Consider the following 17,731-nt stretch of genomic DNA (forward strand, 5'->3'; position numbering starts at 1 on the left):
ATCTATGTTGTATAATGTTGTATATAATATAAAGGGACATAATTCTGCACTAAACATTTAATTCAGAGACAATTTCATAATAATTTTCGTCGACAATGGTATGCTGTAGCAGTGTATTGTTGTTTATGATTCTTGTATTGGTATTTAAGTCCATAACTTCAAATTTCATGCTGACGCCATCCCATTTCAATATTTTGGTGGTGGCATGTATTGCATTCAAATCCCTTTTTAAAACTTTATTTTTAGTCTCAATTTTCGGAGGAAGTGAACTTTCAAACAAGTAGCTGCTTTTTCGCCTTCCATTGTGTGTCCTGTTCTTGTATCCAGATTTCATATAAAAAAGACCGTTGACCAAACCGTAAAGAAAAGCATTAGAAATCCTTACTATTTTGTTTTCAGGATCAATCATCAATTGATCTAAGGGGAATACCTCATTTTCAGTTTCTTTTATTCTATAGTTCTTTAACCTGTGAATAAGGTAGTTTTCTAAATCCTCATAATTAATGAAATCATTATTCGTGCAGTATTTGAATGTGCTTTTTATTAAAAATTGAACGAGCTTTTCTCTTTTTGAGAAAACTTCTCTTATTAAATCCCTCTTTATTTTAATAGTTGGTGGGTTACCGTTTGCTGGTCCAGACACTTTAAAGAACCTATTAAATTCCTGGTTAATATAAAAAGCTAACTTCAGACGATTACGTTTGTTCTTTGCTACCTTTTGAATAATATAGAGTGTTTTTCCTCGAGATTTAGTAAACTCTTCATAATCCATTAGAGGAATCAGAACTTCTTTTATGAATAAGGGGTTTTGGATTTTTTGAAGTAGTGTTTTGTCCAGCTCCACATCTCTCAACTTTCCAAAATACAAGTGCCTTTTAAACTGTGATAGAAGGTAATAATTATTGGAATGGGCAAGGTAATACTCTATTGCCTTTAAGTATTCCAATTGTTTGATCATGAAATCGTTGGTTACTTCAACTAACCAATTGTTTCGGTCCTTTTCTATATTTAAATTAATATGTGCATCATCAAGCTTTAATTCCTCATAATAACTAGCATTGACTGATATAACATCATGATAATTATTGAGAACCTTTGCCAAACTTGCAGAAGAATTATAGGTCTCATTAATCTTGTCAGTGTAATAGACTTCTTGGATAAGACTACGCTCAATAATTTTATCAATCAACTCGTCTGGAGACCCATGGTTGATATCGTAAAAATCTGGATCAAATGATAGGAAACTGAGGCTGTTCTGGGTGAGAGTGATTATACTTTCTATTAAAGCCTTGAAGTAATTTCGTTGTTTCCCCCTTTTGTCTACTAAATTTATTCTTCGCTTTACTAAATCCATTTCAAAGGAAGGCACCCTATTGACCACATCAACCCTCAAATCCATTTTTTTCCGAAACCTTTTTGAAAATTGCTTGATTTCAATAGGGTTGTATTCGTTAAGCATAAGGGCATTCCCCACATTGCCATTTAAAATATTAGCCCCAGTGCTAATAACATTTGTTGTTATTAAAAACTCTATGTCCTGAGGAATAAGGGACTCATTTACTAATTTTTGATACACTTTTGATTGCTTGCTTTCCGAGGTTAGAACAAAAGCTTTGCTGTTAAAATTTATTTTAATGAGCTCTCTAAATTCCTCGCATTTTCGCCTATTCTTAATATAAATTATATGGAGATGGTTAGGGCCATATTCTTCTAGAGATCGTTTAGCAAACTCTAACACAATTAGGTTTTCATTTTCAGAAGAATACTGTATGTTGATATTACTTTTCAAGTCATCTTTTATGACCTTTAGCTCCTTTAGGTTAAGGAATGAATTTATACCTGAATGAGGAGTCCCAGTCATCAAAACAATTTTCGCTTTTGTCTTGAAGAGGAACTTCATCATTTCAAAGAAAAAGTCTTTTCGGTTGACTTTATTAGAATAATGAAAAAGCAATGAATGTGCCTCATCAATAATCACTAAGTCATCTTCTGAAATTTGGTCTTTGATGTGGTGGATGCTCTTAAAGGTAGATGTGATAATTACATCAGTATCAAGGAGTGTTTTTCTTCGGGTCTGTCCATTAAGTTCAAAATCAATAGACAAACCCTTACTATTTAACCTTTGGTCAAATTGCTTTTGAATGATTAGGAAGGGAGCACAGAATAAGATTCTCCCTGGCTTTTTATTTTTTAGATGCTCTGCACATAGGTCCGCAAAAAATGTGGTTTTACCACTACCAGGACTGGCATTTAATTGTATACGCCTATGCGTATTAATGAAGTCCATCAGGAAATCCTTCTGTTCAGAGAGGTAATTTTCTATTGATATTTCAGATATCTCTGAATCATTAATAGAATCAATTACTCGATAAGGAATCCACTCCTTTATTTCTTTAGAATATTCAAAGATTCCTTGTGGTGTTTTTTTATATGAAGACATTGAATTAACACTTAACTCACATACTCCTAACGGTTATTACAATTCAATATTTGAACTGCTGATAAGTTGTCTTCAATTCAAAGGAGATTTTTGATAAGCCTCTCATTGGATAAAACACTGCAAGCATTAGTCACAGATGATTCATATTTTCGTAAAACATTAATTAATCATGAAAAAGAAAATTCAGCCCATTGCGGCCAAAAGAAATTATAAGGTTGAAGATATTGGAGAAAATGTTAAGCTTTTTATTGGCGACGTGAGAGAAGTTCTCTCCGATATTGAGGACGATACGTTTCAATGTTGTATTACTAGCCCTCCTTATTGGGGTTTAAGAGATTATGGTGTTTCTAATCAAATTGGCGCCGAGGATGATATTAACGACTATATTGACACCTTAGTCTCTGTTTTTAGAGAGGTTAGAAGAACACTTAAAAAGGATGGAACTTTATGGCTTAATATTGGTGATTCGTATACAAGCGGGAACAGAAAATGGAGAGATAGTGATATCAAGAATCCTGCAAGAGCCATGAGTTATCGCCCTCCTACTCCAAAAGGTTTAAAGCCTAAAGACCTTATTGGGGTTCCTTGGTTGCTTGCTTTAGCACTTCAAAAAGATGGTTGGTATTTGAGATCAGATATAATTTGGAATAAACCAAACTGCCAACCTGAATCAGTTAAAGATAGACCAACTCGCTCTCATGAATATGTTTTTCTATTGAGTAAATCAAAGAAGTATTACTACAATAGTGAAGCGATCAAAGAACCAGGAATAAATGGTAAAAAGAAAAATAGAAGAACTGTCTGGAACATCAATACAGAGCCTTTTAAAGGGGCACATTTTGCTGTATTTCCTCCAGAATTAGTAAAGCTTTGTCTGCTTGCGGGGTCAATGGAAAATTCTAAAGTGTTAGACCCTTTCTTTGGATCAGGAACTGTGGGGCAAGTCAGCAGCTTATTTCAAAGAAAGTGCTGGGGCATAGAGGTTAACGAAGAATATGCATCAATTATTAAGGAAAGAACTTCCTCACTGTTCAAGTAAGTTGGCTCCAGGAAAAATCCATACGCCATGCACAGTACAGTATTCCTTTAAAAGATTCTTTATTTGTAGTTTTCGTTCTGACCCCCCATCAAAATATAATTGAAACTTTTGTTTGGTGGGTGAAGCATATACATAACAATATCCAGGTTTTGGAAATTGGCTTGATTTAAACTTCATTTCTAATTTACCATGAGCTGCTTCCTCCAACAATGATTTGGGTATTTCAACTAATTCATAATGCCAATCCTTTGGATACTTTGCAAGGCACCTCAAAGTAAAAATCCTGCTATAATTTTTCATGTGAGAGAAGAAGCTATTTCTAAGAGTTTCTAGATCACTTTCATTATTCCCCCATTCATCCTTACCCAGCTCCATAAATTTTGAAATATGAATCTTGTCTTTTTTTATGTTTCTATCTGCCTGTGTTTTTAATGAGATTTTTTGTCGATTAACAACAACATCATGTCCAGGATTTCCTGTAGGGGCCTTATCGGCGTTAACTCCAGATTCCTTTAAAGATCGAATTAGAGCATATTCAAATTTATCTTTAGTAAAGGGTTCACTAGAGAAACAATGATGTAGTCGTAAAATATCGCCAAAATTGCTTAGCACGAATTCTGATATGATGTCAGAGTCAGGATTTCTCCATTTATGGATAAAGCTGTATTGAAATTGTTTTGTGATATTGAGAAGGATAGTCAACTGATTAGCAGATAGACTTGATAACGTATTATTTATTTCATTAATTCTTTGTTCTTTGGAATGTAAGCTCATGTTTAAAGAATAAAAATTTCTATAGTTTGAGATGATTGTTTAAATTGGATAGACACTTAATTTGAAAATAATATTATTAAAGTTAAAAAATAAATATAGGCTTGCAATTCGGACACCCAGGTATCTGACAAGTTGCTAAAAAACTAGAAATAAAGAAGTTATTCTCCCTGGTTCGAGCCCAGGTGGGACCACATCAAGCAGAAAACCCGCGCCGGAAGGCGTGGGTTTTTGCTTTTTGGAAGCAACCCAAATTTATTTGGGGTTGCGGACAAAAAGTGAAAATCGGCTTTGCGCTAGCAAAGGCAAGGGTTTTCTATACCGCCTGTCTGCGGCACAGGTTTGCAGCAGCGGGACTTCTCTGGTCCATTCCCGCAGGGAATGAACCCAGGCAATAATTCTTTCAGGATATCCTTGCCCGAACCAATTCATTTATCAAAGGAACCTAAACTTTTTTGAGCTTCCGGAAAGAAAAGCAAAACTGCGATTCGCGTTAGCGAAGCGGAGGTTTTCTATACCGCCTGTCTGCGGCACAGGTTTGCTGCAGTGGGACTTCTCTGGTCCATTCCCGCAAGGAATGAACCCAGGCATCTAATTTGGTTCCAAATTGGAAATAGCCAGCGCACCACCTGGCTTCCCGATAGCTATCGGGACTACAAAAAGTCCAACTACTAAATAAGTTGGACTTTTTGCGTTTCAATCTCCCACAGTAAAGGGGCTTGATTGGCAGAGTAAAAACTTTTAAAAGTTTCCCGCGCTACTTTTTGGGTTAAAAAAGGTGTGCAATTAGGTGTCCCATCTGGAAATCTAGGTGCCCCATTTTATTTTTACCGAATTGTATGCCAATTGTTTAACATTTAAATCAATTGGCCATAAAACAAATGGGATTCTATTAGTAAATCTGATAAACGTTTCCCCTTTGTCTACAACCGGGCACACATTTAAATCGCCTTTATCGCACCAACCTGAGCCGTCACGCCAGGTATTTTTATATTAATGAGTCCGGTGAGCTGGGTTACTTCCCATCGCGCTGGAAGTGTGTGTAAACCAGGAGCATCTTCCAGAGGAGAATCTATTGCAAAACTCCCCAGGCCGGCAACCAGCAGTAACTAACTTGCTACTGACATAACTACCTTGCTGAATGTTGACTTCAACGGTGACATGATTTTCTTTTATTGTGCTGCTGAAAAGGACTTATCCGCCTGCTGGATAGATCTTCCAGTCTATTTTTACCGACCACTTCGCACTTTCTTTTGCCAAAGAGGGCCAAAGGTCAAAGCTGTCCGTGATATCCCTGGAACCAGACAAGGTGGTACCTTTCTGAGGTAACGGATTTTTATAGATCAGACCTTCTTTTTTAGCCCTTATACTGATAAACGACCGGGCAGCCATGGAAAGCTTCCTGTCCGTGATCTTACCGCAATCCTCATCGTGTTCTGTTCCTTCGAAAGTGAGGCTTCTTAGCATATCTGTGCTGGTTGAAAACGAATACGAATTGTTGTTGAGGTTCACCAGCAGGAGCAGGCTGTTGGGATTGTTAACCCCCGGTTTCCCTTTTTCGCTTTGCGCTTCCAGTCCGTATTGCCGGAAATTTTTGTAAGGTTTGCCACTCAGGCCTTCACCACAAGGGCCTTCAACCCCAGTTGTTTCCTCATAGAATTTTGTATTCACCCGGGTGAAAGCGGATCCGGATACCGGATCGACCATCCACATCTTGTATTTCCCAAAATCCATGCTATAAGATGCTGTTTCTTTTTTCGCTTCTTTCAACTCTTCCATAACGCTAGGATCCATGCCTGAGTTTTTCATGGCCTCGGAAATGGCCTCCATATCCATGCCTCCCATCATACCGGAATTGGCTCCTAATCCAACTTCAGAGGCATCCCCCCTTTCCACCTGGAACATATCAGCAGCTGTCACCTGGCCGGGACCCGTTACAAATGCATGTTCAAAGGACTGGGAAGCCGTTACCGTATTTCTGTTTTCTGCCTGGGTCTGGGTGTAATCATAGGTAAAGGTGATCTTGATTTCCGCCTTATAGGCGTTCACGTCAAAAAAGCGTTCCGGGCCATTACCCTTCTGTTGGGCGAAAGTATACCCGCAGGCAGCAAAAATGCCCACTGCAAGTAAGATTAAATTGTATTTTTTCATTGTATTTGGATTATGGCGTTCAAAATTTAATAACGAGATTTTTGCTAAAAATTTGTGACAGTTATTTTCTAACAGCAGTCCATGTTCCGGATCCTTTGGCTTCCCAGGGGCAGTATGTTTTGAGGGCACCCCAATCCCCTGAGACGTCCTCAAGGACCCATCGCCCTTCTATTCTATCTTCGCCGTTAAAATGTCCTGCTACTTCAAAACTACTATGGCCACCCCCACTAGTAGAACCCATTTCTTGACCAATTACAACGAAACCATTGTCCAGGTCATCTTTTTTCAAGGTTCCGAATTGTTTACCTTCTAATTCTGATTTTTCTCCCCAATATCCTATTTCCATGGATCTTAGCCCTTTAAGGATTTCGGTCTCATGAAAGGGAACTCCGTAAGCGGCGAGTCCTTTATTGGTTTTTTCTCCATTGTCAAAGCTAAATTGGAAGATAAAAAGGCCTTTTGCATTGATAGTTTCATTCCAATGGCCTGCGTCTGTAGAGTCGAGTTTGTTTTTAAACAGTGGTTCTGTACCAATGTGCAGGAATTTGATGAAGGTCAGTTCTTCGTCCAGAATTGGTGAATATCTTTCAGTTTTCGGTTCACACCACTTTCCACTACCTGGTGCAACATAATTGACATGGCCTGTAAATTCGATAACTTTCCACTCTCCAAGATGGGGTTTGAAGCCGGAATCGATTTCAGGTACATCCCGACCTGGCCAAAAGTAAATCACGGACAATAACAGGATAATACCGGATGCGAGTAGCAGAATTTTTTTATTGGTAACGTATTGTGCGGCCATTTTTTATCAATGTTAAATTGTTTTCTCCCGACGAGAATATTGGATGAGCCTTGTACAGTTCACTCCATTTATTACCCTTGCATTTAACCTCCGGGTTTCTAGTATAAAGATTAATCGGAGGTTCAATCAGTACGTTTTGTGCTCTGCCTTTACCAGACCGTCTGTACCGATAAGCTCCCAGAGCCTCAATAATCACGAGATTACTCCCTTGGTCATAAAGAAGTCTACTCTATTTAAGGGCCAAATATGCTATGGCTGCTTTTCAAAGGTCCAGATGTAACGGGTTCAATAGTTAATCTTCAGAACGCAACAAATTTCCAGGACAGCACTCCGCCTTTTTCATCCTTGTAGGACCCGCTAAGGGTATTGGTGGATCTCGAAAAGGGTATGTCAAAGGCCTCTAGTACAATATTATCCCTGTCCGGACGCCAAACGTATTCGGGGAACATCTCTTTTACTGCTTCAGGATATAACACCGGACGGTCAATGCTTTCCATTTTCTCTATAAAGGCACGTGTTACTTTATTTTCAGTTGTTTTGAGCACTTTTACACCAAAGGCATCGATGTCAGCTTCATAGGACCCAGGGGTAATCCGAATTGAATAGGTCTTACTGGCACGGTTTATCTTCAGGTAGGTATCTTCCCTGCGCCGTTTAATCTGATCTTTTCCCTTACCGTCGGTTAAATGCACTATAAGGCCTTCGCCTAATTTTGAAAGAGACATCCTCGCTATGGTATAGGACACAGTTCCTTTACCAGCAAAATGTCCCGGCAATGTCAATACTCGGTCTCTGACCTTTTTCTTTGCCTGCGTGAATACGATGTGCCCTGTTACTTCGATGTTCTCAGTAGACTCTCCCCTAAGCCCCTTCATCTTCATGAACTCTGTTGGATAATCATATAATTCTTCCCGATATTCCAATTTATAAGTAAAGTCTCCCTTCCATGCTGTATAAGCTGCATAATCCGTAACGGGCAAATCTTCTTTTGTTTGGTACATACTCAACTGTTGTTCTTCTAATCTCAGTGCAGACCATTCTGCCGCCAGATCATTTTTCCTCTCCAAAAAGTGAGTCTGGTTTTCGTGTGAGGCACCAACAAATGCGACCAGAGAAGCGATTAAAATTGCGGACACAACCAGGCAAAGGGTGTTCCAACCAAACTGAGGCAGAATATTTCTTTGTTTCATGATGCTCTGTTTTGCTAGTGGCTTCATTACATCGTCATCAAAAACTCCTGAAAACTTCGTTTTGTGTAGCCTTCCGGAATATCAAATTCTGAGGGGGCTACCACCCCTTTTTCAATATTGATCACTTCACTGGAAGACTCTGTCCCTTCACTATCGTATTGGAATGACATCAACTCAAACCCCGAAGCCTGCACTTCTTTATACGTCTCTGACAATTCGGGCACACCCTTTAAAAAGGAGGCATCTGGCAGTGAGCAGGAGACCACTTCGGATTGAAACTTTAGCCACTCCTTAAATACACTAACGATGTCATTGAGCCGGGGGTCGTTTGTTATCCATTTATCCTCGAAGAAACCCGTGTCAGACTCGAGGGTATACTTCACGGTGGCATACCCCAGTATAGGGTCACCTTTTTCCTTGCTTACCACAATTTTTGGGGCGGGCATGGCTTTTTGGTCAGCGATCATTTGCTGCAACATGGTAGCATCCATCCCTTGCTGCATGGATTTCAGGGCATTGCAATAGTCTTTCACAGTTCCTCTGGCATAGGTCTGATTGGCCTCATCGATCATCACAATGAGGTTCTCAGCAGTGTTGTACATCATAACATACTGCTCTTCGCCGTACTCATCCTCCCCGTCGCCCGGATATTCCTCATCACTTTTGTACTCGCCGCTGCCGGGGAGCAGTTTAACCCATCCCTCGCCAATGAGAATGATGCTGTTGTCTGATTGGGTTATTTTCCAGTTTTGCGCATATGCGGTAAGTATACCGAGGCCGAAAGCCAGAAGGAATGCGCAGGCATACTTTTTCATATAATTCGAATTAATAGGTTGTTTGATATTTCTCTCAGGTCCTGTTTATCAGGACAACTTATTATTAGAATAGAGGTTCCGGGCGAAATACGAAACCTCCGGGTATTACATTTTCACAAATTCCACCCGGCGGTTGTTGGCCTTGCCTTCCGGGCTATTGTTGTCGGCTATAGGCATATCTTCTCCGAAGCCTTTTGAAACCAACCTGTCACCTGATATACCCATGTCGATCAGGGTATTCATTACCGTAGCCGCGCGTTGCTCTGATAAATTCTTATTGAAAGCACCATCACCATCGCTGTCTGTATGGCCTTCCACACTAAACTTAATCTCGGGATATTGTTGCATCAGCTTTGAAATTTCGTTGATAACGCCCATTGATTCTGGTCTCAGGGTAGCCTTGCCGGAGTCGAATCGAATGCCGTTTGTGACGATCTTACCGTCGGTAATCATCTTATTATATAATTCCAGGTCTCCAGTGGCGATGCGGATATTCCTGATGGCGGCGTACTGATTTTCATGACATTGCCTGGAGGAAATAGTGATCCCCGTAGGATTGTGCCTGAAGTTGGGGATGTTGGCGATACGCTGTTCCCCTAAATAGATCTTTAAAGCGCGCACGTTGAAGGAGATGGCTATCCGTTTCCAGTAGGGGTAGTTTTCATCACCCTTAAAATCCGTAACACCGGAGAACTGTTGGGTGACTTGATCGGGTTTGATATAGATGTTCGGTAACCGCGTGGTATTTTTCTGGTTGACCTCGTCGAAGAAGGCTATCTTATAGGAGGTACAGAACTCACTATAATAGGCGTCGAACTCCAGGGTGAAGACGTCTGGCAGATAATCCCCCTTTTCCTTCATCATGGGAACGATATCGGCCCATTCGGTGTCAGGAAAGTTGATGACCATGTAATCGCCCAGCTGGGCCATTTCCACATTGCCTTTCTTCAGGTCCCATTGGGAAGGGAACTCGCCATTTCTTTCTCCCAGAAGATCGTCCTCAAAAATGACCACCTCCCCGGGTACGAAGTCATATTTGGACCAAAGTTTTATTGTTTCGTTATTACCGGCTGACTGGCCCTCTCCATTCTTCCCTTCCGGAGATTTCTCATCTTCCTTCCCTTCCATGCCTTCTTCAACTTTGTCCAGGCCTTTATCGATACTCTTATCAATTTTCTTTTCTATCCTTCTTTCAGTTTTATCCTTTACCTTTTTATTTATTTTCTTTAGAATTTGAGCTTCCGCAGATAAGGGTACAAGGAAAAATATTCCTAGCAGGGCATATACAATACTTTTTCTCATGATGAAAGTCTTTAGTTTGCTAATAGGTAAATGTTTTATCAGCCCAGAAATTGAGCAGGTATTGAAGTTTTTAAAAACGATTCAGATACGCAATGACTACCGTCATGCGATAGCACTTTAAAGCCAGTTCTTCGCGAGTGTTTTCCCCTTAAGATTTTAAATTTCCCTACTATTATTCGTTAGTCCATTATGGAATGCCTGATTTTGTGCTCATTTAATAGAAAATCAGACAGATAAAATCCATCTATCCATGACTTAGGCAAAAGGCTCTGGAGCCAGCTCAACACCTGACACAGAAACTCCACCGGACCTTTTTGGCCGTTCGGCCCTCTCTGGTCCATTTCCGCAGGGAAACGAACCCAGGCGATAAACATTCCTGTCCATACTAAGAGCCATCCTCTGGGAATTTGATTGAATTCATGTAATGTGCACAGGCAGCCATTCCTTTGTTACATTCATACGCCTCTTTCGTCTCTTTAGAGTAACAACTAATCAAGAACAGAAACCTATGAGACGAATTTATCTTGGGAGAGTCGGTTTAACCCTATTTGGTTTGATGCTGTTGGGCAGTTGCAGCAATAATAAACAAGCTGAAATAAATCAAAAAAAAGAAATGGCCCTTAACGGCCTTATTCAGCAAGACAGCATAAAGCTATCCGTTGAAGAGGTTATGAAAAATAAAGGGCTCACCGGGCTCAGCGTGGCTGTTTTTGAAGATTATGAGATCATATGGCAGGAGGCCTGGGGCGTGAAGGACGCTAACATTGAGGATTCGGTGGATGTCGAAACCGCTTTTTCAACGGCGTCCATTTCAAAAGGGGTAACCGCCACCCTCCTTGCAATTCTGGAGGCAAAAGGCCTTATTGACCTTAAGGCTCCTGTATCCAGGTATTTAAAGCGATGGCAGATACCTTCCAATGATTTCACCAAGGACACGCCCATCACCATGGAGCACCTTCTGAGTCATACCGCAGGGACCACCCAACAAGGTTTTGCCGATTTCTATGAGGGAGACACCATCCCAACATTGACGGAAAGCCTGCAGGGAAAACTCCCGCGATATGATGAGGAGATCAGTGTAGTCTTCAAACCCGGGTCTAACTGGCAGTACAGCGGAGGAGGTTATGTTATTGCTCAAATGGCCCTGGAGGATCATATGGGCAGACAACTCGCCGATTTGGCTGATGAATACCTGTTTACCCCTTTAGGGATGAAGCATTCCACAATGAAACAGCCGAATGAGGAAGGTTTTCTTCAGAACGTGGCCAAGGCCCACGATGAAAACGGGAATGTGATTAGGACCGGAATCCCTATAACTCCTCAGGTGGCCCCTTCCGGATTATGGTCCACACCTCATGACATGGCCTTGTTCATGATTGAAATGCAGAAGGCACTTGCAGAAAGAGACACAGAAGTGATTAGCCCACAGGTTGCGAGGCGGGTCACTAAAATCGTAACCACCAAAACGATAGGGGGTTGGAGTCTGGGCTGGGAACGAATGCAGGGCTTTGGGAATCGGGAATGGTTTTCACATGGCGGGGCAAATACGGGGACCGGCGGATATGTATATGGGACAATGGAAGGAGGAAACGGGATCGCTTTCTTTGGCAACGGCCCCAACAATGTGCGCATGCCACTTCTGGATCAGTTTCGCAACAGTATTATAAAGTCCCATGGGTGGTATAAGCCATTGGAGATTGAGGAGCAGAAACCAATCCCGGAATCGGTACTTCAGGAGGTAACGGGCAGGTATAAGCATGTGCAATACGATGCTGAAATTCAAGTGTCGGAGGAGAACGGCAAGCTTATTATAAATCCCTTCTTCGGAGGTATCCCTGCTGAATTGCATTATTTGGGCGAAACTAAGTTTGCCGTGGAAGAATTTCCAAGCAACCTAGTTTTTGAGGAAAACCCGGAAGACAACAAGTATTATATAGCCCTGGAAAGAAGAGGATTTCAGGGAGGCTTGGATTTTAGTTTTATAAAATTTCAGTAAGAAGACAGGAGCAACACGTGGTGGTTCTCTGCTTCCGGGACTTCTCTGGTCCATTTCCTCAAGGAAATGAACCCAGGCAGGACCAACCAATAAAAAACCCAGTCTATTTGAAACGACTGGGTTTAATTGTTTAATGCCATGTTTTTCAACAACTTACCATGCTTCCGGAACTATATACCATTGATTATTTGCAAAAAGAAGATTTAATAGAATTTGGTCTAACTTATTATTCTTATAAAGGATAATTTGAATTTGCGCTGTATAATATTTGGCTTGTGCTTCAGGGACGTAGTTTATGGAATTTGGCCACTCAATGGTTTTTCTGGAACCATCTTTATCTAAAATCCAAAAATTATATCTTACCAGTTCAATTTTTCCCAATTCATAAAATTCTTCTGTGTCTTTAAAATTCCTTATATATTCCAACTTATCTTCATCATATTTGATGGATTTACGCTTTATTTCCTCGGATTTACGCTTTATTTCCTCTTCCGTCACTTCCTCTTCGCTGATATAGGTCTCTAATAACTTCTCGAAAGGCAAGAATAAATCCTCTAACTGCTTGTAATTCTGCTTTTTTAGGATATAAACAAAATTTTCAGCGAAGGATCTTATCTTATTTTTGTCTTCATCTTTTACAGGCTGCACATCATCAATTACGTTTCCATCCGCGTCCCAGACCTTTGCCCGTACTATGCTACCTCTGAACACTAAACTCTCTGACTGTTTTTCACCATTTTCATACCACCTAGTTCTGTTGCTTGTACCAGATGCACCAAGGTCCACCTTATCTTTTAGCTGTCCGTTTTCATACCACGTCCTGTAGCCATTTTTACTTTCTTCAGACGCTTTCTGGCCATTTTTATACCATCTGGTTTCATTCCCGGAACTTCTTTGTTCAAATTCTTTCTGCCCATTGCTATACCATTGGGTATAAGTCCCAACCTGGGTAATACCATCTCGCATTTCGCTTTTTAAATTTCTTTCAGACCTCTTCAGGCCGTTTTCTTCATACCACAATGTATAGGGGCCATTAAATTTTCCGAAAATAATAGTGGCTGTGGAATGGAAAGGATTCTCTCTTACACGCCACCATACTCCTTTTCTATATCTGTAGTCCAATTCTCCACTAAATTTTATTACTCCCGTGAATGGTTTGTCTGAACCTTTCTTATAGGCACTCAAGGGGCCCTTCCACTCAATCTCCTCCATATCAACAGTATCTGGCAAGGGCATCTCACCACGGATTATTTCGCTCCCATTATGATCCCATATTTTCCATACTCTTTGTTCATTCTCATAACTCTTTTCCTCCATTTTACTCCCATCAGAATACCAATGCGTCTCTCTTACTTCTTTTTTGTTTTCATATACCTTGCGCATTATTTTATGGCCATCCAGAGAGTAGTTTGTATGGCTAATCATTTCCCACGTATTTCCATTAAGGATATGATCCTGCTCAACTTTGAGATTCCCCACATAATCCCAGGTCATTTTATAGCCGACCCCATCCTCAAAACGCACTTCTTCAACCTTGGTTCCCTGTCTGTTCCAAACGGTAAACTCCCTGCGCTTACCCTTTACATAGTTGGCCTGATATATTTTTACTCCGTTGGGTTGCCTGTTGATTGCGACCCCTGAAAAGGGTTTATCTACCCCTATTTGATATTTTAATCCATCTCTATCTTCAAGTTCTCTTACGTGCAGGGTGTCATTTTCGATAATGGGCTCCAGGTTGTTAAAAACCATTTTTAGAAGGTCCAGAAATTGGATATCGGTACCATCAATATTCCTCCTTAACCAAAAGCCCAAGGCCGTATCAGATTCATACCAATCATATCCCTGCCCCTTCATCCTATCACTAATCCTACGGAAGTACTCCTGTAAAAATTCTCCTGGCAAATTATCATTGCCCATCTTTTCAAGGTAATCCTCTTTCAAACGAGTTAATTCACCGCTTGGAGAGCCGTATATTGAATGCAGATTTTGGTATGCGGCATAATAGGTTTTCAGCAGTTTCCGGAAATTCCTTTCATACAACACTTTGGCATCCTCCTTAAACTCAGGGTCTTCAAAAAGTGTTTTCAGGGTTCGGTTAACTTCGTTGAGAAATTCGGGGTTGTAATACCCCATGGTATTGGAATAATAATTGATTTGCCCCTGGTGGGGCCCTTCGCGGAATACTTTGATGCCCGTTGCCGACTCCAGTATGTCCATGCCCGCGATAGATTTCAGGATGGCATACTTGCTTCTGACTCCCAGGTTTGGGAGCCAGGAGTCCATCACTTCTTTGGTATTCGGAGTATCTTCTTTTAGCTGTTCATAACGGCTCAGGCTTTTCACAATAATCCTGGCAAGGTCCGTTTGATCTGCGGTGGAAAAAGCAGACAGGGATACGGTTAAACCAAATAATAGGCAGAGTCCTGCGCCATATAAAACCTTTGTAATTTTCATAGGCGGATTTAGGCAGGGAAATTATTAAAGCCTCCTTTAGAGATTACTACATTTTTGCTTCTCAATAACGCTAACTGATTTAAACGCTTTTACAATATAATAAATTAGAGTAACTCTTCGACGCAGGAGAAAGCAATCCAGGTGACGGATTATGTTTTGAAGGCCAGCGCACCACCTGGCTTCCCGATAGCTATCGGGACTACAGAAAACTCACCAGACCTTCGGCGATGGATGGGGTAATTCCACCCGTTAAGCCTGTAATAGCAGGGGTAAAACCAGGAGCGCAATAACATCTGTCACAAAATGGGCAATTATGACCAATGGCAGGTTTCTTTTGGATATATATACGAGCATAAATATGCTGCCGGCAAAGAACACGAACACCAGGTGTCCAATGCCCCAGGAATAGTGCACCAGCGTAAAAATAAGTACCGGTATGAGCCCGGCAAGCCATTTGGAATTCGTGAGTTCGTACATCCGCTCAAAAGCAAATCCACGATAGAGTACTTCTTCCACTACTGCAGCTCTAAGGGCGATAAGCAGGAGAAAGGGCGCAGACTGGCTTGCGATCAGTTCTGCGGTTTCCCGATTAAGCTCAAGGCCTATAGTTTGAATGGCAACAGTTAATACCCCAAAAAGGATGAATACCACCAGGCCCAGCCCAATTCCTGAAAAGAGGGTTTTTGCGTTGAGCTTCTTCCATCCTATTGATGTGATTGTGCGTTTCTCCACAAAATAGATCCACAAGACAATCAATACCAGAAGCAGCCACATAGCACCTTCGAATAATTTTAAATCCAGGCTCAAAAATTGCAGCAGAAAGGGAAATGCCAGGAACCCCAGCAACCCAACACTTGTTTTTATATGATTTTTCATAGGAGTAAGATTTTTTGTTTCCTGAAGTAAAGAACCGACAATGTTGTAATAAATATTTATGTCTGGTCGCATACTTTCCCCAATGGTCATGGAAATCTTACCGAATGGTCAATCAGGGACGGGATCCGTGCAACCACTGTTTGAATCTGGTAGACCTGTAGCGGCTCACTGGCTCCTGAAGCCTGGAATCCTGGGGGCCAATTGTTACGAGGAGCCTGTGGTTGGGCAGCTTTTTTATATGGGAGATACTCTGGCGGGCAACCAGTATTCTTCTGTTCAATCTGAAAAACCGGTCGTCAAGGCCCTTTTCCAATTCAGCCAGATTATATTGGGTGGCCCGTTTTGTTCCTGAGGCATCTACCAGGAAAACAATTTTGAATTCACTGATAAAATAGAGGACATCTTTCAGGTCAATTTGAACGCTGCCTTTGAGGTTCTCAAGGGTGATAAAGTCTTTCCACTCCCTTTCGGCTTGTCTGCCATCCTTTTTACGAAATAAGAATTCCCCATCGTTCCACCAGGAGTGCCAAATATGAACGCCGGCGTAAAGGATGACAATTAGTAAACTGAGGCCAGCGGTTACAAACAGGCCTTGAAGGAATTTAGCCCAAACAAAATCCCAATCTTGTAGGTAGACCAAAATGGGATAAAAAACAAAATAGAAAATGGCCGTAACAGCCACAGAGGCTATCGTCATCTCAAAAGGCAGGAATTGGGAAACCGTATTGGATTCAATCCTGGATTGAAGCATATAATCCAGGGTGAATTTGTTCGCAAACCATATGGATAGGCTACCGAGGATCCTTATCCATAATTCAAGACTAAAAAGGATGTGTGAATCCAGCCTGCCATACTGCAGGGCCATAGAGACTATCGACAACAGAATAATGAATACCGTTTCTATGTAAATGGCCCTGCCTTTTGGCCAGATACGCGATCTTTTGGCTGGAGATTCAGACATGTCCTAAAGATAAAAGTATCCTGGTTATTCCTGGATTTCCATAGCGCCTCACTTACCTGCCTGCCTCCAGTGCTGAGACTTAAGCTCCATGGTAGCTTTCAGGATGTCTTTCTGTGAGATCTGCCCCACCAGGCGGCCATTTTCCAGTATTGGGAAGCGACGCCTGCGGACCTTCAGAAATTTTTTGGCCGCGTCAAAGATATTCATGTTGCCATCTATGGTTTCTACTTCCCGAATCATCCGGCTGGATACCTTACGCTCTTCCATAGGCATATTAAAGTAGCGGCTTTCGCTTATATGCTTGATGCAGTCCCCTTCCGATATGATCCCAACCAGTTTTCCGTCCTCATCAACCACTGGCCCGCCTGAAATACGGTGTTTGATGAGCAGGTCAATCACTTCCTCCACAGACTGGTCTGGCTTAAAAGTGATCAATTCCCGTGTCATATAATCCCGGACGCGTATTAGTGTTTGCTCCGGCTCCTGTTTCTTTCTCGGCCCTGTAAAACTCTTGATAACCATAACGTTACCTCTTTAATTATCCTCTATAAAAGATACAAAATTTTGCCCATATCTGGTATTACACGACTTGTTGGTGATTCGGAAAATACTATCTTCGGTCTTCTCAAGATATCCCAATGCCCAAAAGCAACAACTCCCGATCCTGGATCGATATTCTTAGCGAAATCGTTGAGCTGTTTTTTAAAAGCAGCCGCCAAAACAAACGCGGAAGGTCCTGGCACCAGCACGTGGTGCCCTATGAAGGGGATTGGGCCGTAAGGCGGGAAGGGAATAAGCGCATCACCTCAAAACACAGATTGCAGGAAACCGCTATTCGAAAAGCAAAACGCCTGGCCCGGAAATACAAGGCGGATGTGGTTATCCACCGGCAGGATGGGAGTATTCGGGATCGTATAAACTTCGATTAAGACCA

Annotated in this window: 14 protein-coding genes; 3 read left to right on the forward strand and 11 right to left on the reverse strand. The window is 41.4% G+C overall.

All coding sequences use genetic code 11. The features are described 5' to 3' along the window. Window positions 1-49: 49 nt before the first annotated feature. A complete protein-coding gene (locus ACT6NV_RS06405; RefSeq protein WP_445386425.1) occupies window positions 50-2,440 on the reverse strand; it encodes a DEAD/DEAH box helicase in 2,391 nt (796 codons plus the stop codon). Between the two features lie 169 nt (window positions 2,441-2,609). Here ACT6NV_RS06405 and ACT6NV_RS06410 point away from each other — a divergent pair, with 169 nt between their 5' ends. Further along, window positions 2,610-3,479, forward strand: coding sequence for a DNA-methyltransferase (locus ACT6NV_RS06410; protein ID WP_445386426.1), 870 nt, complete (start codon window positions 2,610-2,612; stop codon window positions 3,477-3,479). Here the strand turns inward: ACT6NV_RS06410 and ACT6NV_RS06415 are convergent. From ACT6NV_RS06415 to ACT6NV_RS06440, 6 genes are all read right to left on the reverse strand, one after another. Next, on the reverse strand, window positions 3,465-4,253 hold the full coding sequence (locus ACT6NV_RS06415) for a hypothetical protein (RefSeq protein ID WP_445386427.1): 789 nt from the start codon (window positions 4,251-4,253) through the stop codon (window positions 3,465-3,467). The genes ACT6NV_RS06410 and ACT6NV_RS06415 overlap by 15 nt on opposite strands. 1,191 nt (window positions 4,254-5,444) lie before the next feature. Continuing rightward, entirely contained in the window at window positions 5,445-6,401 is a 957-nt protein-coding gene (locus tag ACT6NV_RS06420; protein ID WP_445386428.1) for a hypothetical protein, read from the reverse strand. A 61-nt stretch (window positions 6,402-6,462) separates the two neighbouring features. Continuing rightward, window positions 6,463-7,203, reverse strand: coding sequence for a hypothetical protein (locus ACT6NV_RS06425; RefSeq protein ID WP_445386429.1), 741 nt, complete (start codon window positions 7,201-7,203; stop codon window positions 6,463-6,465). A gap of 299 nt (window positions 7,204-7,502) precedes the next feature. Then, the gene (locus ACT6NV_RS06430; protein ID WP_445386430.1) at window positions 7,503-8,393 is read right to left on the reverse strand and encodes a hypothetical protein; all 891 of its coding nucleotides are present in this window, start codon (window positions 8,391-8,393) and stop codon (window positions 7,503-7,505) included. A 26-nt stretch (window positions 8,394-8,419) separates the two neighbouring features. Next, window positions 8,420-9,208, reverse strand: a complete 789-nt coding sequence (locus ACT6NV_RS06435) for a hypothetical protein (protein WP_445386431.1) — start codon at window positions 9,206-9,208, stop codon at window positions 8,420-8,422. Between the two features lie 105 nt (window positions 9,209-9,313). Continuing rightward, the gene (locus ACT6NV_RS06440) at window positions 9,314-10,510 is read right to left on the reverse strand and encodes an OmpA family protein (RefSeq protein ID WP_445386432.1); all 1,197 of its coding nucleotides are present in this window, start codon (window positions 10,508-10,510) and stop codon (window positions 9,314-9,316) included. 508 nt (window positions 10,511-11,018) lie between these two features. Here ACT6NV_RS06440 and ACT6NV_RS06445 point away from each other — a divergent pair. Beyond that, window positions 11,019-12,506, forward strand: a complete 1,488-nt coding sequence (locus ACT6NV_RS06445; RefSeq protein WP_445386433.1) for a serine hydrolase domain-containing protein — start codon at window positions 11,019-11,021, stop codon at window positions 12,504-12,506. Between the two features lie 153 nt (window positions 12,507-12,659). On the opposite strand, the gene ACT6NV_RS06450 is transcribed toward ACT6NV_RS06445, so the two are convergent. From ACT6NV_RS06450 to ACT6NV_RS06465, 4 genes are all read right to left on the reverse strand, one after another. Then, window positions 12,660-14,723 (reverse strand): hypothetical protein, encoded by a 2,064-nt coding sequence (locus ACT6NV_RS06450; RefSeq protein ID WP_445386434.1) that lies wholly within the window; start codon window positions 14,721-14,723, stop codon window positions 12,660-12,662. 486 nt (window positions 14,724-15,209) lie between these two features. Then, on the reverse strand, window positions 15,210-15,836 hold the full coding sequence (locus ACT6NV_RS06455; RefSeq protein WP_445386435.1) for a CPBP family intramembrane glutamic endopeptidase: 627 nt from the start codon (window positions 15,834-15,836) through the stop codon (window positions 15,210-15,212). Between the two features lie 112 nt (window positions 15,837-15,948). After that, the gene (locus tag ACT6NV_RS06460; RefSeq protein ID WP_445386436.1) at window positions 15,949-16,797 is read right to left on the reverse strand and encodes a LytTR family DNA-binding domain-containing protein; all 849 of its coding nucleotides are present in this window, start codon (window positions 16,795-16,797) and stop codon (window positions 15,949-15,951) included. Between the two features lie 48 nt (window positions 16,798-16,845). Continuing rightward, window positions 16,846-17,319: a CBS domain-containing protein gene (locus ACT6NV_RS06465; RefSeq protein WP_445386437.1), complete on the reverse strand. Its 474-nt coding sequence runs from the start codon at window positions 17,317-17,319 to the stop codon at window positions 16,846-16,848. Between the two features lie 116 nt (window positions 17,320-17,435). Between ACT6NV_RS06465 and ACT6NV_RS06470 the strand changes: the two genes are divergently transcribed. Then, window positions 17,436-17,726: a DUF2188 domain-containing protein gene (locus ACT6NV_RS06470; RefSeq protein ID WP_445386438.1), complete on the forward strand. Its 291-nt coding sequence runs from the start codon at window positions 17,436-17,438 to the stop codon at window positions 17,724-17,726. The last annotated feature ends 5 nt before the right edge of the window (window positions 17,727-17,731 follow it).

This window comes from Robiginitalea insularis (assembly GCF_052497835.1).

Bases quoted from the DNA above. Each gene is read 5' to 3' on its own strand.
- ACT6NV_RS06410 (WP_445386426.1), top strand. From the start codon at position 2,610: ATGAAAAAGAAAATTCAGCCCATTGCGGCCAAAAGAAATTATAAGGTT.
- ACT6NV_RS06445 (WP_445386433.1), top strand. From the start codon at position 11,019: ATGAGACGAATTTATCTTGGGAGAGTCGGTTTAACCCTATTTGGTTTG.
- ACT6NV_RS06435 (WP_445386431.1), bottom strand. From the start codon at position 9,208: ATGAAAAAGTATGCCTGCGCATTCCTTCTGGCTTTCGGCCTCGGTATA.
- ACT6NV_RS06465 (WP_445386437.1), bottom strand. From the start codon at position 17,319: ATGGTTATCAAGAGTTTTACAGGGCCGAGAAAGAAACAGGAGCCGGAG.
- ACT6NV_RS06460 (WP_445386436.1), bottom strand. From the start codon at position 16,797: ATGTCTGAATCTCCAGCCAAAAGATCGCGTATCTGGCCAAAAGGCAGG.
- ACT6NV_RS06450 (WP_445386434.1), bottom strand. From the start codon at position 14,723: ATGGACATACTGGAGTCGGCAACGGGCATCAAAGTATTCCGCGAAGGG.
- ACT6NV_RS06470 (WP_445386438.1), top strand. From the start codon at position 17,436: ATGCCCAAAAGCAACAACTCCCGATCCTGGATCGATATTCTTAGCGAA.
- ACT6NV_RS06440 (WP_445386432.1), bottom strand. From the start codon at position 10,510: ATGAGAAAAAGTATTGTATATGCCCTGCTAGGAATATTTTTCCTTGTA.
- ACT6NV_RS06405 (WP_445386425.1), bottom strand. From the start codon at position 2,440: ATGTCTTCATATAAAAAAACACCACAAGGAATCTTTGAATATTCTAAA.
- ACT6NV_RS06420 (WP_445386428.1), bottom strand. From the start codon at position 6,401: ATGAAAAAATACAATTTAATCTTACTTGCAGTGGGCATTTTTGCTGCC.
- ACT6NV_RS06455 (WP_445386435.1), bottom strand. From the start codon at position 15,836: ATGAAAAATCATATAAAAACAAGTGTTGGGTTGCTGGGGTTCCTGGCA.
- ACT6NV_RS06415 (WP_445386427.1), bottom strand. From the start codon at position 4,253: ATGAGCTTACATTCCAAAGAACAAAGAATTAATGAAATAAATAATACG.
- ACT6NV_RS06425 (WP_445386429.1), bottom strand. From the start codon at position 7,203: ATGGCCGCACAATACGTTACCAATAAAAAAATTCTGCTACTCGCATCC.
- ACT6NV_RS06430 (WP_445386430.1), bottom strand. From the start codon at position 8,393: ATGAAACAAAGAAATATTCTGCCTCAGTTTGGTTGGAACACCCTTTGC.